Here is a 14,096-nt window from a genome sequence, read left to right on the forward strand (position 1 = left end):
AGCCGCCGTGACAATCCCGCGCGCCGTCACGAGACCACGGCCCGGGGCCGACGTGTGACGTAGGGCATACTCTCGTCATGGATGTCGCGTCAGACCGATTGCAGGCAGCCCTGCGGCTGCGGAGCGCCGTCGAATCTGTCTCAGCCGAGGCCGGCTCGACCGACATCTCCGTCGCCCGAATCCTGTTCGAACTCGCCGACGCGGTGCCGTACCAGAACGCGGCACTGTCGTGGTGGGATCCCGTCGCGGGCACACACCGCACGAGCGCCAGCCTGGGCTACCGCGCGGACTTGATCGACGTGGTGAACAAGTGCATGCCGCTGCATCCGTTGTTCGCGCAGCTGCGGCAACAGCGACTTCCCATGCGGCTCTTCGACGTTCCTGAACCGATGCGAACCGGGCCCGTCTTCGAGTCGATCTTCTTCCACAAGTACAGCGACGGGCTCAGCCAGTGTCTGCACGCACGCGACGGTCGCTACATCGGAATGCTCAACATGAGCACCACAGGCGAGCACCGATTCGACGAGTTGTCGGTCGTCACCGTCACCTTGCTCAGCAACGTGCTGGCCGAGGCGCTGGATCCGCTGGCGCGGCGGGTGCCTTCCACCCCTCGGGTGGGCCCCTCCGACGCGGCGCTGGTCGTCGCCGCCGACGGTTCGGTTCGCGCGATGACCGCCGACGCACCGGTCGATTTGTTCGGAGCGGGCACGCCGGGAGGTCGGCTCGCCCACGAGGTCGCCGCAGCGGACCAGTACGCGGATTTCGTCTTCGTCGGCGCGGGCTCGGTGCTGCGGGTCTGGATGGATCCGGCCCGGTCCGGCGGCACCCTGGTGGCGATCCGCCCGGACGATCCGCCGATGGAGTTGACCGCGCGCGAGGCGGAGGTGCTCGCACTGCTGCCGACCGGTGCCTCCAACAGCGCGATTGCAGCGCGCCTACGGATCGGCCCCGCCACCGTCGCGACACACCTGGAGCGCATCCTGCGCAAGATCGACGCGCCCAACAGGACCGCCGCGGCGGCGACCGCCGCGCGGTGGGGGCTGACCCCGATCTGAGGCGCGCATGATGTCACCGCGCACGCTGACCGGGCCTACCCCAGCGCGTCGGCCCGGTCGTTGCGTTGGGTGTTCATGAGCGCACCGTCGGTGGCGAGCGCGTAGTCGGCGCCGACGAAGACCTTCGCCGCCTCGGCCGAACCCTTCGTCACGTAGTCGAGGAAGGCGACCTCGAGGGCCGGGAACACCGAGTTGGCGGGGCCGTCCATGGGCTTGCCGTGGCTCGCGCCGCGGACCGTCGTCAACCACGCGGGGGCCTGCACCTGCGGGTACTGGACGAGCGTCGGCCAGCCTGCCGGGTGAACGATGAAATCCGCACTGCCGGTGACGATCAAGGTCGGCACCGTTGACGGCGGCACCCCGATACCGAGGGTCGCGGGACCGGGTTCGATCGCGAGCGCGCCGACCACACGGAACTCCGGGGCGAACTGCGCACCGACTCCCTGCAGGCGACCACCGGAGATCAGCGCGGAGCCGCCGCCGGCGGAATGGCCCGCGACCACCGTCCGCGTCAGGTCGATGTGGCCGTGCAGCGGGCTGGTCGCGTCGGCATTCGCGGCCGCGGCCGCCTGCGCGCCCATCTCGTGGGTGAGGCCGAACCAGTTGACGAGCGAGTAGTTGACCGCGACGACGTAGCCGTGGCTCGCCAGGTGTCGAGCGGTGGAGTCGTAGATGCCTGGTTCGACCAGGATGCCGGGCGTCCACAGCACGAGCGGCAGCACGCCGAGTCCTGCGATGTCGTCGGGATAGTAGAACTCCACCCCGACGGGGCTGCGCAGACCGGCGTCGGGGAAGGTGCCGAAGCACTTCATCTCGTCCTGCACGTCGAAACCGAGCTGGACGACGCGGACGTACAGGTCCGTCAGACCCGCGCAGTCCTGCGGGGTACGGGCCTGCGCGACGGGATGGGGACCGGGAGCGCCGAACTGCTGCTGGATCGCCGACTCGGACGCGGGGACCACGCCCATCGACGTGAGACCCAGCGGACCCGTTTCCGGCGCCGCGGCGGCCGATGGCACCCCGACGGCCGGGGTGAGAACGAGCGCGGCGGCCGTGAGGCCGATGCCGAGCATGCGCGCGGCTCTGTGACGCATGAGTGCCTTCCTGCGGTGCTACTTGATCATGACAATGCTGCCATGCGCACCCGTCCCGACCTATCGGCTCACGCCGGCCGCGCGTTCACAATCATCGAATATGATTGCCGCACATCAGGTTCACGCGATGAGACGTTTCACCCCGAGCGCACTGAAGTGCAGAACTGCCCAGACCATGACCAGCGGCCAGAGTGCATACGGCACCACGATCGTGGCCGCGACGGTGAGGAACTTCCGCACCGACTCCTTGTCTTTGACGAAAGATGCTGCCCCCATGCCCAATTCCTCCCAGTTCCCGAGGGTTTCCTCCCCACCCCACATGTCGGGAGTCTAAACAGCGCGACGAACGGTTGTCAGTACCCGGGCGTCGCACGGTCAGGCGTCCCGCGAACCGCTCCGCACGACCGACGCCACGAAGCCGTATCCCGCTGGTGGTCCGCCGGGGCTCGGATCAGGAGCTGCTGCGGCCGGAAGCCGCACACACGACACCTGTGAGGCCCCGCCCTCGAACGAGAAGGCCCCTCACCTGCAGCAACAGGTGAGGGACGTTTCGGCCTAGGGAGTGTTCAGGTACGTTTCGATAGCCTGCTGGGCCTTCGGGTTGCCGTTGCCGATGCCGATAAGGCCTCCGATTACGGCGCCGGTCGGGCCGCCGATGATGCAGCCGGCGAGGCTGCCGGGGAACATCGATATGCAGCCGATGCCGAGGCCTATGGCGGAGCCCGTCGCGGCCCCCTCGGCGCCGCCTTGCTCCCAGGCGATGCCCAACTCGTTCAACATGTTGTCGAGTGCCTGCTGTTTGGTCAGTGGCTGCTGGGTGGTCGGTGGCGGGTCCGCGTGCGCGGTCCCAGCTCCGACGAATACCGCTCCGGCGACCAGCGCCGATGCTGCCACCTTTTTGATCAGGTTCATCGCGATCCCCACCTCGCGGTCGAAGGACGAGTCCGGCCGACTGTAGTCCCGCCGTCTCCCGGCCGTCCGGCTAACGGTCCGCACTGTTACCCGGCTGCTGCCATGACGATCTACCGGGCTCCGTTGCACTGCGGCACCAGCTCACATGCCTTGCCGGGCATGGTCGATCACGTTGTCGACGGCGATCACGGTGAGGTCTCCTGCTTCGAGGTCCTCGAGTGGACTGTTCCGTCGAGGACCTCGACCGGGGTCAGCCACCAACTCGCGGCGCCGTAGGCGTCCCTGTCGACGTAGAGGCGGCGGTTCGCGTGGCGGACGACGTCGTGGATCTTGTGTCGCTGGGTGTCGAATTGGAATGCCGGGTACAGATCTTTCGCCAGCTCTCGCGCCAGCCTCGGGTTCGCCGCGGGGTTGGGCGACGCAGAGCAGGGACGCCATGCGGCGCGGATGAGGAAGGCAGCCGGGAACTACTTGCCGATCAACCGGCTTCGTTCGGACGGATTCAGGGCGGCGGACGCAGCTGCCATGGCCAGCCCGTAGGCGCCGTCGAGAATGGCTGTGTCGGCGGAGGGAGAGGCGCCGTGGCTGGCGAAGCCGCTGGTGTGTGGTGTAGCTCCGTGCAGCTCGTAGCCCAGGCTCGGGTGGATTGCCGCTGCCACATGAGAGACATTTCCCATGTCGGTTGATCCGACGGGCGATGACTCCGGCACGACGTCCCGTCCGCGGTCCAGCATCGCCTGCCTGTACGCGTTCGATAGGTAGTCATCCTGGCGAAGGTCGGCGAAATCGTTGCCGATCGGTGTGACCGTGAGTTCCGCCCCGCTTGCCAACGCGCCTGCAGCGAGACAATTGCGGATCTTGTCCTGGATGACGGTCAGCATCGCGGAGGTCGGGGCTCGCATCTCCAACCGGGCGCGAGCGCTCGCCGGAATAATGTTGGCGGCGTTCCCGCCCTCGAGCACTATCAGCGAGACGATTGCGCCGGGCGGCAGCTGTTGCCGCGCCATGCCAATGGCTATTTGCGCCACCACCAGTCCGTCGAGAGCGTTGACGCCGTCATGTGGTGCCACGGCCGCATGCGCGGATACCCCCGCGTATTCGACGTTCCAAGTCGACAATGCCAGTGACGTGGACCCAATGGAGTCGTATGCCGCAGCGTGGGCCATAAGGGCGACGGAGACGTCGTCGAAGAACCCCTCTCGGATCAGGTCGACCTTGCCGCCGGTCGTCTCCTCAGCCGGGGTGCCCAGTACGCGAACCGTGATTCCCAGCTCACTGGCGACATCTGCCAGAGCCAGAGCCGCAGCGACGGCTGCCGCGCCGTTGACGTTGTGGCCGCAAGCGTGCCCGATATCAGGCAGGGCGTCGTACTCGACACATAGAGCTACGGTGAGAGCGCCGTCACCGGCGTTGGCGCAGAAAGCAGTTGGTGCCTCGGGCTGTTTCACTGGGAAGTCGAAACCCCGGTCGATCAGGAGCGCGCGGACGCGCTGGGCGGAGCGGTACTCCTGCCCGCTGAGTTCCGGATCGGCGTGCAGTGCGTGACTGAGTTCGATGACCGCCCCGGCGTCGCGATCGACGGCAGCGGCGATGCGGCCGGGAAGATCGGGACCGACGTGGGCGAGTTGCCCGGTGTCGCGCGGCGTTTCGGGTGCGTTCATGCCTTTACCTCTGATGCGAGTTGGGAATTGGTCACGGAGGTGTAGCTGCGGGAAAGCAGTGCGGCCGCCACGGCGGACGCGGCCATCACGGCCCAAATGCTCATGATCCCGGTCATCGAGATGTACCCGCCGCTGGCGAAGGTGGAGGCGAGCATCTTGCTGAGGGCGGCTCCTACGGCGATGCCGACCGAAAGCGCCAGTTCGTTCAGACCTGCGGCACTGGCCGTTTCCTCCAGCGGGACGCCTTCGACGGAGAGCGCCCGGGTTGCCGCTTGGACTGTACCGATTCCCGCGCAGACCAGGGCAAAGCCGATGCAGTACCCGGTCATGGACTGGTGGCCAAGCGCCATCGTCGCAAAACCCGCAGCGAGGACGAGACCGGCCAGCATGAGCGTCTTGCTCTCACCGAACCGGGCCATCGCGCGTGTGGTCACCAGTGCGGAGGCCAGAGAGAGAACTGAGGCCAACGCCAGTATTGCCGACATGGCCAGCGGGCTGAGCCCGAAGCCATACCCGGTGACAGCGGGATCGGAATGCAGGAAAATCCCGTTGATGCCGAAGTAGCTGGCACTGAAGGCGAAGAGGAACGTAGACACAGAGATCTGGCGGACGCGCGGTATGGCCAGCAACCGCAGGTTGATGAACTGCTTCTCCGCCCGCGAATCGATCCGAGTCCAACAGGCCAACAGTGCTAGACCCAGCATCCCGACGAGCAATGTCTTCGCATCCAGCCAACCCCAATCAGGGCCCATGGACAGCGCGGTCAGCAGGCCGACCAAGCCCAGCGAGCAGCAGATCATCGGCAGCACCGCGACCGGTGTTCGATTGGGAACACCCGCGTCGGGCAGGAAGAATGTCATGACCAAGGCCAGCAGCGCGAAGGGAACTCCGATCCAGAAACCCTTGAGCGGGTCATTCGCGCCGGCAACGCCGGCGAGCAGCCCGCCCAAGCCGAGCATGATCATCAGCGTGCCGATCATGGCGCTGACACCGCGCCGTGTGTCCGACGGACTGGTCACGCGGAGGATGCCCATCATCATCGGCATGAATCCGACGACGCAGGTCAGCATGACGACGCCGATACTGATCGTGAGCAGAGTCGGTACCAGGGCCATGAGCAGCACGCCCGCTACGACAACGACAGTCGAAATGCGCAGCACCAGACGGTAGCCGAACCTGTCGCCCAGACGCGAGATGATCGGCGTCAGGACGGCGAAGCTGACCATGGAGATCAGGAAGATTCCGCTGATAGTGGGCGCATCGATGTCCAGGACCGGGCCCAGCGCTGGCAGGATCGGGTTCAGGTATCCCTGGGTGACGCCGCTGAGAGCTTCGATCAGCGACATGACCACGATCATCCCGGTGATGGTCCGTTGGACCACAGGTGCGCTGTCCGAGGTTTTTCTTCTCATAGGAGGAGTCCTTGGTCGAGTGGAGTGAGTCGCGCCACGTGGTGGCGGCCGATGTGTGTTAGACCACCAAAGTAGGGATCCGGAGACTTCTGGAGAAAAATCTCTCAAAATCTCAACATTTCCCCTGTGTTGTGAAGGAAACGGTCATGGTTTCGGAACTGGATCTCAAAATCATCCATGCTCTACAGATCTTCCCCCGAGTAGATTGGGGGAAGCTTTCCGGTGTGCTGGATGTCTCCGCGCCTACTCTGGCGAGACACTGGGACGCGATGACCGAAGCCGGGATCGCGTGGGTGACTCCCTTTCCTGGGCCTCGCTACCACGACGCTGGTTGGTCGGCGTTCCTCTACCTCTCCTCGAAGCCAGACCAGCAGGAGGAGCTCCTGGACCACCTATGCCAGAACCCGGCCTTTGCGACGGTTTCCCTGGTGTCCGGACCTTACGATGTACTGGTTGATTGCTATGTGTCCTCCTATGCAGCAATGCTGAAGATCCTGACCGAGTCTTTCGCCAACCTCCCAGGGTTGGCCCGCAGGGAAGTGGTTTTCACCACGGAGTACTTCCGCACCGCGGTCGAATGGCGCAGCGGGACTTTGGAACCAGCGCAGATGCGCCGACTGGACGCATCGGCCGGACTTGCCCACCCGCGCCCAGTGCCTGACGCTGTGGACACCAGGCTCATCGAGGAACTCTCGGTAGATGGCAGGGCTCCGTGGGCGCAACTCGGCGCCACCTGTGGTGTAGCCGCCCAGACGGCAAAGCGTCGGGTCGAGCGACTCCTCAACTCGGGCTATCTGACATTGCGCTGCGACACAGCGACGGAAGTCGTTGCAGGGCAACGCGAAATAACTCTGCTGCTCTCAGCCCCCGCGTCGGAGGTGGATACGATCGGCGGCTATCTGGCCAGCCTGCCCAATTGCCGGGTCAGTGCCCAGATTCTCGGGGCGGCGAATATCCTGGCGACCTTGTGGGTGCACGATTTCGGCGAAGTCAAAGAACTGGAGTTGGAGCTAGCTCGACGTGCACCGAACTGCACCGTGACTTCACGACAGGCCACAGTGCGCCACTACAAACGTGCGGGCCGTCTACTCGACGCGCAGGGGCGCTCACGAGGGAGGGTGCCCGTGCCTCTATGGGGGGACAGTCACCGCAATGATCGCCCATCCAATCCATTCTGACTGACCTGTGCATATCTCGCCTCTGAGGTGGTCGCGGGCGATCGTCCGGTGTGCATCCGACGTGCCGCCTCGCGCGTCGTGCTATCGAGTTGCATCCGCCATACGCTTGGTCCACCGGGGCTCGAATCAGAAGCCGTTGCGACCGGCAGTCGCACAAACGACAACTGTGAGGCCCGCCCTCGAACGAGAAAGCCCCTCACCTGTAGCAACAGGTGAGGGGCCCTGGCGGAAGCGGAGGGATTTGAACCCCCGGTGGGTTTAACGCCACGCTCGCTTTCAAGAAGTGAGCTGGCAAAAACACAAAATCCAGGCAGAATTTCTCCCGGTCAGGAAGCTTCCCTGAGATTGACCGACCCGCACCTACTCATGACTCCCCCACGGTGTGTCAGGTGTGTGTCACATCGGAGCCTCCTGACGTCACCTCGGAATACTCTTTCCGACCCCGCCCGGGAAGCTGCGCGCGTCGAGGCAGCGCTCGGCGAAGTCGACTGGTTCACGCTCGGCTGGTAGCCGCACAGATCGGCGCGGAGACGGGCGCCCAATGCCTCCCCCCATCCTGGGAAGGCCAGCACCCTGCCAAATCTGGGAGATCACCCCTCAGGGCTGCTGAGCATCCACACCCGCTTCAGTAGCGGGCGAGTCACATACTCTGACGCCCTCACGGCAGTGACGGCAGGACGGCACGAACTCTCCGGCGCGGAACGTACGATTCCGCGCATGGCGACGTACGGGCTGTGGCAGTCGGTCAAGCACTTCATGGTTTCGAATAACCCGCCCCGCTACGAATCCGACTCGATCGGCGAACTCGACTCGATCGGCCGGAACAAGGGCTGGTTGTTTATGACAGCTTGATTCGAGACCGCACCTAGCCTTGAAACTATGTGGCATCCTGCCTTTCCAGCCAGTTCAAGATCGCTTGGTTGGTCTCATCGGGTCTTTCTTGCTGGATCCAATGACCGCAGTCGAGATTGACTACTTCCACATTGGGCACGAACTCTGTCAGGTTCTCAGCCCTCGCGATCGCGTCACGGTCGCCGTAGATCATGAGTGCGGGCTGTTGGATGATCGGGTCCACCTCCGCCAGCAAACGCCAGTTGCGGTCAAGGTTCCTGTACCAGTTCACACTGCCCGTGAATCCTGTCGATTCGAAGGCGGAGACGAAAACGGCCAATTCGCTATCGCTCATCAGAGGCTCACCGAGTGGCGTCTCTGCTCTGGCGAGATCGATCAGCGCCATACCCGGCTGAGGCTCCCTGAGGGGTTCGTTCTTCCGGTACAGGTTGCGGAGGAACCGGAAGGTGTTGTCTTCGAACACGGCGTCCGCGACGCCCGGCTGTCGATTGAAGTGGACGAAGTAGAAGTCACTGCCAAGCACGGCTTCCATGAACTCAATCCAGGGCTGCTCTCCGCGATCCTGGTAGGGCAGGCTCAGGTTGATCACTTTGTTTACCCGGTCCGGGTGCAACAGGGTCAGGCCCCACACGACAAAGGCGCCCCAATCGTGACCGACAAAGGTGGCATCTTCGTAGCCGTAGTGATCGAGAAGTGCGATGAGATCACCCGACAAATGTTCAATGTCATAGTCCGTCACTTCGGTCGGACGTGATGAGTTGCCGTAGCCGCGCTGGTTCGGGACGATGACGTGGTAGCCCGCCGCGACAAGGGCGGGCACCTGGTATCGCCAAGAATAGGCGTGCTCTGGCCATCCGTGACACAGCACGATGGGTTTCCCGGCATTGTGTCGCCCTGCTTCAAAGACTTCGAGTTCCACGCCGTTGACTGGGATAAGGACGGGCCTGGGGAAGTCGAATGGATTCACGGATGCTCCTTTGGGTTGAGTACCGATCTCGTGTCTGGATCGACCGGTTGCTCCGACGATAGGGAGCATCGTGGACACATGAAGTCCTAGATCGCTGGCAATCTGAAGAAATGCGGAACGATCCCACAGGCCGAGCACTGCAACTGCTCTCGCTCCTTCAGACCCATCGTTTCTGGCACTGTGCCGAACTTGCCGCACGACTCGATGTCACGCAGCGAACGGTGCGCCGCGACATCGATCGCCTACGCGACCTTGGCTATCCGGTCGATTCCACGTCCGGAAAATACGGGGGCTACCGACTTGCAGCGGGGGCGCACGTGCCGCCCCTGATCCTCGACGATGACGAGTCCGTGGCGGTAGCCGTCGGACTGCGCTACGCCGCCGAGGCCGCCATCGGCGGCATCGAAGAAACGTCGCTGCGCGCGCTGACGAAGATCGAAACACTCCTGCCCCATCGGCTACGCCGACGTGTGTCGGCACTGCATTCGAGCGTCAGTTCCATGCGGCGGGCCGACGACGACATCGTCGACCCCGAAGCACTCAGTGTGCTCGCTGCGGCATGTCGCGACCACGAGCACGTGCGTTTCGACTACCGGCGAGGTGATGGCGAGAGCAGCAGACGGCTCGTCGAGCCGCACCGCCTTGTCACGGCGGGACGTCGTTGGTATCTCGTAGCATGGGACCACCATCGTGCCGACTGGCGAACATTTCGACTGGACCGGCTCTCGGAGTCCTGGCTGGCAGGCAGTCATTTCACGCCACGCGAGATCCCGGGCGGTGACGCGGCAGGCTTCGTCGCGAGATCAGTCGGCTCGCCACCCCGTCACCACGATGCAAAACTCGCCATCGAAGCCACGTTCGCCGACCTCGAGGGTGTGCTCAGATGGATTGACCACACACCAATCGAGGTGGCAGCGGACCGCTGCCTTGTCCAGATCCGCAGCGAAGATCTCGGCAGGCTCACCATGACGGTTGCGCGCATTGCGCTCACCGCCCCAGTGGTCGTCATCGAACCAACCGAGCTCGCCGACACCGTCAGTCGGCTCGCCCTTCACCTCAGGGTCTCGCCACCATGACAGTCAGAAGAGGATTGCGCGACAAGACCATTCATGTCCAGGTTGCCGCGGGGACAAGTTCGCGGACTTGTTCCCTGCGCCGGCCCCTCGTCTATCGAGACACGTATCCGTTTCCCTCTGAGCTGGGAGAGTAAGTGACCAATTCGAAATCATCGCCACCGGCTTCCGTCCACCCCCCAACGTGGAAGTTCGACTACCCGATCATCCACGCCGAGACTCGGGAACAGTGGCGAACTTGGTTGACGGACAATCACACGTCAGCCCGAGGTGTGTGGTTGTGCTCCTGGCGCAACACCACCAGCCGACCACGCTGCCCCTACCCTCAGGCCGTCGAGGAAGCCATCTGCTTTGGTTGGATCGACTCCACCAACACCATCCTCGACGAAGAGCGCAATTTGCAGCTGTTCACGCCGCGTAGACGCAAGAGTTCCTGGACCCGACTCAACCGCGAACGCGCAGCCGATATGGAGGCGCGTGGCCTCATGACCGCTGCTGGTCGCCGTGCCATTGCTGCCGCGAAATCCACTGGTTGGTGGACGATTCTCGACCAAGTCGAAGACCTCGAGGAATCACTTGACTTGCAGGCGGCGCTGGACCGGGACCCGCAAGCTCGAAGCAACTGGGACAGTTTTCCGCCCAGCGCCCGCAAACAGATGCTGTGGTGGATCGTCAGTGCCGCTCGAGACGCAACACGGGCAGGTCGAATCGCCCATATCGTCAACCAAGCGGCCATCGGTCAACGTGCCCGCGGCTGATCCGCAATTCGACCGCGTCCGGTATGAAGGCCGGTCATCATCTGCACGCGAGGGTCTCCCTCGGCGGAGAATCCAGCCACAGACGTTCTCTGGGCTGGCGAGGTCGATCTCGGTATCGATCATCACCCTGAGCCGGCGGCGAACTTTTGTGCGCTTCTCAGGAACCCTGTCCGCGCTCTTGCCCGCTATCTCAGGGTCAAGCAAGCGGATTGCCTCGACCACCGCGGCGGCAACATCATCGAAACCGGCACGGACTCCTGCCGACTCGCTCATACCCGAGCTCAGCAATCTGCCTGATCCGTGCATCAGGGTGGGTCCGGATCAAGCCGCCCTGCTGGACCTGAATGGGATTGACATATTCAGGCCGGTACTCCCCTGCCCCGGCGGTGATCGCGCGGCGGAACGCTGCCGGTAGCTGGGTTCCGGAATCGTGGGTACGGAAGACACGCCTAGTGAACCTGACGCCGGACCAGCCGATCAAGTACCAGCAAGTCCGAGAGGGACTGCGACCCTGGCCGAAGCACTTGGGCGAACCACCAAGTCTGCAGACGGGCCGATAGCACCGATTACGACATTCGTCATGGTCGTGGGTCAGGGGCGTTTGGCGATGATCGCGGCGACCTCGCTATGGGTGTTGAAATGGGTCAGCGCTTCTGGACGAACCTGACGCATGACGCTGACCAGCTGGCGGCGGCGCGCTTCTGGGGCAATGAGAATCGGTTCGTGGTGGGCGACTCGGTTCCGAAATTTCCGGAGGTCAGTGAGGGTGTTATGGAGCTTGCGGCGGTCTGTGTGCTGGGGGAATGCCTTGTGGAGGTGCGGCACCCAGAGGGTCTTTTCGTGCAGGTCCGATGTCATGTAGGTCCAGAATCCGAACATCAGCTCGGCGACGATCTTCCCTGAGGTCGGGGAGCCGGCTGCGCTTCGCGCTTTCCCGATCGAGTCGCGTGGGGTTCGGTTCACGTCGACCTGTTTCCCGTTGTGATTGGCGCGCAAGTGTTTGGGAAAGAGGTGTCGGGCTGTGTCCTTGTTGGTCCAGTGTGTGTCGTTGGGAAGAGTTGCGGCGGCGAGTTGCTGGTCGTAGGCGTTGCGTAAGGCGATTTCGAGGTGGTTGAGGTCGTGGAGGAATGCGGCGCTGAGTTTGGCGTTCCATTCGTAGAGCTCAAGCGCGCGTTTGCGGTCGCCACCGGATTTGCGCACGTAGAGTGCGAATCTGTCGCTGCTGAGCCACTGTTCGACCCAGGCGTCGCCGCTGGTTGCCAAGAATCCTCCTTCGCCGATACAATCGCTGCATCGTAAGCCGTAGATGACCGCTGGCCTGCCACGTCGCTTCGGCTCAGGTTTGGGAGCCCCAGTATTCGGCCTTTGGCTGACCTGGGGCTTTCCTATGTGTCCTGCCGATTCCGCACGGAGTTGCGAAGCCTAAGCACGGCGAAGCTCCCCGACTTCTTTACGTTGACGGGCTGTCGGCGGAAGCGGCGGCGCTCAAGGAGTAAGGGGCGATGCGGCGCACCGCCTACGCCGCCCGGTATCTGTCTGATCCGGACCATCGGCGCAAGATCGCCCGCCAGCTCAACAAGTGCGAATCCCTGCACGCGCTAGGGATGCGCTGGTTGAAATCCCCGGCGACCACCGTCGGTGTCGACGGGTCGAAGCGCGCGGCGAGCACGTCGAGCTGCTCAAGACAGTCGAGATGCTCGGACCACGCCGAGGCGTCACGCCCGGTGCTCACGTGCGCGCGGGCCCACGGGATGCAGACGGCGAGGATCCGGATCGGCGGGTGAGGCGGTCAGCGCCGTCACGACCCTCCCGGCTCCGCCGCCCGTGGTGAGCAGGTCGACGTCGGTGAGCGGCCAACGGGACCAGAGCAGCACCTTGCGATGGTGCGGCTTGTCGTCGTAGCCCCAGTCATTGCCGGCGACGACGACGTATCCGCCGTCCGGCAGGAGCCCGTGGCTGCCCTCCATCACCACGAGGATATCCGCGGCCGCGTCGGGCCAGCCGCTCACGAACGTGCGGCCCCGTCGGCCGGCGGTGGGTGCCCATTCGGTGTTCCAGGTCGCGACCGTGATCTCGGTGCTGTCCACAGGCAGCACCCTACGACCGCGACACCCCAAGCCCAGAAAGGACTGCCCGATCCAGTACGAAGGGTTGCTTGTGAACTGTCCCCGTCGGCTGGTCGGACACCCGACTGATGTACCGACAGGTCCCCGGCTTCCGGGCTCGGGCACCCCAGCGCGACGCCGCGCCGGCCGGTAACCGCCTCGTATGTCAGGTGTTCTGCTTGATGCCCTGCGTGGCATCTATCAGTGGCATGGTCGTGGTGCTTCCGCGTCCAGTCTGCTGGCCAGTCCCGCGCTACCTCGCGAGTTCAGCTCTTCCTGTCGTCGTTCCCTGACTCGGCTTGCTCGCGCAGAGCGTCAATGTATCCGGTTCGAATCACGCTACGAGTGCGCGGGCGCTTTCCCGTGTTGATGTCGTGGACGTACTGCGCGAGCCGTTCAGGGTTCTTGCCCGGCCATCCGTGGGCGAGCGCCCATCCCTGCATCGCATCGGCGTCCATCGGCACCCGACCGTCGCGTAGAGCAAGAAGAACGCCCACGACCTGGTCCTTCTCGAAGCCCGCCGAGATCGTGTTGTTGTGGTTCACCGTGCGTGTCAGGCCCTTGAGCGCCTCGACCACGACCGGGTCGAGATCCGGGCCGAGGCTCTCCCACGCGGAGCCGTCGCCGAGAATCTCGGGTTTCTTCGCAGCGACCCACGGGCGGATCCGGTCCTCGTTCCAGGTGATCACGCAGAGCGCACGGATGCCGCGGCTGTAGCGCACCAGTTCGCCAACGTCGTCCATGTCCGCCCAAGCCATAAGGACGGGGCCAGTGCCCGTCGGCACACCGCCGCCGCGACCGGTGATGTGCTCGACGTTGCGGTGGCGTTGCACGAGTCTTTCCAGTTCAGCGCAGTTCCGGAGGTTCGACTTGAGTGAGGTCCACACCGACAGTGTGTCGCCGTCCTCCATGTGTCTGACTGACCATTCGATCGCCGCCGCGACACCATCATCGTCGTAGCTGGCGATAGCAGTCGGGTAGTCGATTTCGTGATCGAACATGCTTCCTCCACGGTGGAGCGCGGGTCCA

General features: G+C 64.1%; 14 protein-coding genes and 1 pseudogene. 6 read left to right on the plus strand and 9 right to left on the minus strand.

The window, feature by feature from the left end; translation table 11 throughout:
* Positions 1 to 77 precede the first annotated feature (77 nt).
* A complete protein-coding gene (locus ABI214_RS12500) occupies positions 78 to 1,055 on the plus strand; it encodes a helix-turn-helix transcriptional regulator (RefSeq protein WP_348610889.1) in 978 nt (325 codons plus the stop codon).
* Positions 1,056 to 1,090: 35 nt separating this feature from the next.
* Here ABI214_RS12500 and ABI214_RS12505 read toward each other — a convergent pair whose 3' ends face one another.
* From ABI214_RS12505 to ABI214_RS12525, 5 genes are all read right to left on the minus strand, one after another.
* Positions 1,091 to 2,149: a hypothetical protein gene (locus ABI214_RS12505; protein WP_348610892.1), complete on the minus strand. Its 1,059-nt coding sequence runs from the start codon at positions 2,147 to 2,149 to the stop codon at positions 1,091 to 1,093.
* A 120-nt stretch (positions 2,150 to 2,269) separates the two neighbouring features.
* A complete protein-coding gene (locus tag ABI214_RS12510) occupies positions 2,270 to 2,425 on the minus strand; it encodes a hypothetical protein (RefSeq protein ID WP_348610895.1) in 156 nt (51 codons plus the stop codon).
* A gap of 279 nt (positions 2,426 to 2,704) precedes the next feature.
* Complete coding sequence (locus ABI214_RS12515; protein ID WP_348610898.1) at positions 2,705 to 3,061, minus strand: hypothetical protein; 357 nt, start codon at positions 3,059 to 3,061, stop codon at positions 2,705 to 2,707.
* Positions 3,062 to 3,528: 467 nt separating this feature from the next.
* Positions 3,529 to 4,722, minus strand: coding sequence for an amidohydrolase (locus tag ABI214_RS12520; protein WP_348610901.1), 1,194 nt, complete (start codon positions 4,720 to 4,722; stop codon positions 3,529 to 3,531).
* Complete coding sequence (locus ABI214_RS12525; protein ID WP_348610904.1) at positions 4,719 to 6,080, minus strand: MFS transporter; 1,362 nt, start codon at positions 6,078 to 6,080, stop codon at positions 4,719 to 4,721. Before ABI214_RS12525 ends, ABI214_RS12520 begins: the two co-directional genes overlap by 4 nt.
* A 200-nt stretch (positions 6,081 to 6,280) precedes the next feature.
* Here ABI214_RS12525 and ABI214_RS12530 point away from each other — a divergent pair, with 200 nt between their 5' ends.
* Positions 6,281 to 7,312, plus strand: a complete 1,032-nt coding sequence (locus ABI214_RS12530; RefSeq protein WP_348610907.1) for an Lrp/AsnC family transcriptional regulator — start codon at positions 6,281 to 6,283, stop codon at positions 7,310 to 7,312.
* A 717-nt stretch (positions 7,313 to 8,029) separates the two neighbouring features.
* Positions 8,030 to 8,164, plus strand: a complete 135-nt coding sequence (locus ABI214_RS12535; RefSeq protein ID WP_348610910.1) for a hypothetical protein — start codon at positions 8,030 to 8,032, stop codon at positions 8,162 to 8,164.
* Positions 8,165 to 8,189: 25 nt separating this feature from the next.
* Here ABI214_RS12535 and ABI214_RS12540 read toward each other — a convergent pair whose 3' ends face one another.
* Entirely contained in the window at positions 8,190 to 9,131 is a 942-nt protein-coding gene (locus tag ABI214_RS12540; RefSeq protein ID WP_348610913.1) for an alpha/beta fold hydrolase, read from the minus strand.
* Positions 9,132 to 9,241: 110 nt separating this feature from the next.
* Between ABI214_RS12540 and ABI214_RS12545 the strand changes: the two genes are divergently transcribed.
* Positions 9,242 to 10,207, plus strand: coding sequence for a helix-turn-helix transcriptional regulator (locus ABI214_RS12545; protein ID WP_348610916.1), 966 nt, complete (start codon positions 9,242 to 9,244; stop codon positions 10,205 to 10,207).
* A 134-nt stretch (positions 10,208 to 10,341) separates the two neighbouring features.
* Positions 10,342 to 10,962, plus strand: a complete 621-nt coding sequence (locus ABI214_RS12550) for a YdeI/OmpD-associated family protein (RefSeq protein WP_348610919.1) — start codon at positions 10,342 to 10,344, stop codon at positions 10,960 to 10,962.
* 591 nt (positions 10,963 to 11,553) lie between these two features.
* Here ABI214_RS12550 and ABI214_RS12555 read toward each other — a convergent pair.
* A complete protein-coding gene (locus tag ABI214_RS12555; protein WP_348610922.1) occupies positions 11,554 to 12,225 on the minus strand; it encodes an Abi family protein in 672 nt (223 codons plus the stop codon).
* A gap of 161 nt (positions 12,226 to 12,386) precedes the next feature.
* Here ABI214_RS12555 and ABI214_RS12560 point away from each other — a divergent pair.
* Positions 12,387 to 12,563: pseudogene (locus ABI214_RS12560) on the plus strand (Tn3 family transposase); the annotation flags it as partial.
* Between the two features lie 114 nt (positions 12,564 to 12,677).
* On the opposite strand, the gene ABI214_RS12565 reads toward ABI214_RS12560, so the two are convergent.
* Positions 12,678 to 13,049: a hypothetical protein gene (locus ABI214_RS12565; RefSeq protein WP_348610924.1), complete on the minus strand. Its 372-nt coding sequence runs from the start codon at positions 13,047 to 13,049 to the stop codon at positions 12,678 to 12,680.
* 284 nt (positions 13,050 to 13,333) lie between these two features.
* On the minus strand, positions 13,334 to 14,068 hold the full coding sequence (locus ABI214_RS12570; protein ID WP_348610926.1) for a hypothetical protein: 735 nt from the start codon (positions 14,066 to 14,068) through the stop codon (positions 13,334 to 13,336).
* Positions 14,069 to 14,096 lie beyond the last annotated feature (28 nt).

It is taken from the genome of Prescottella soli, assembly GCF_040024445.1.
GTDB classification, from domain to species: domain Bacteria; phylum Actinomycetota; class Actinomycetes; order Mycobacteriales; family Mycobacteriaceae; genus Prescottella; species Prescottella soli.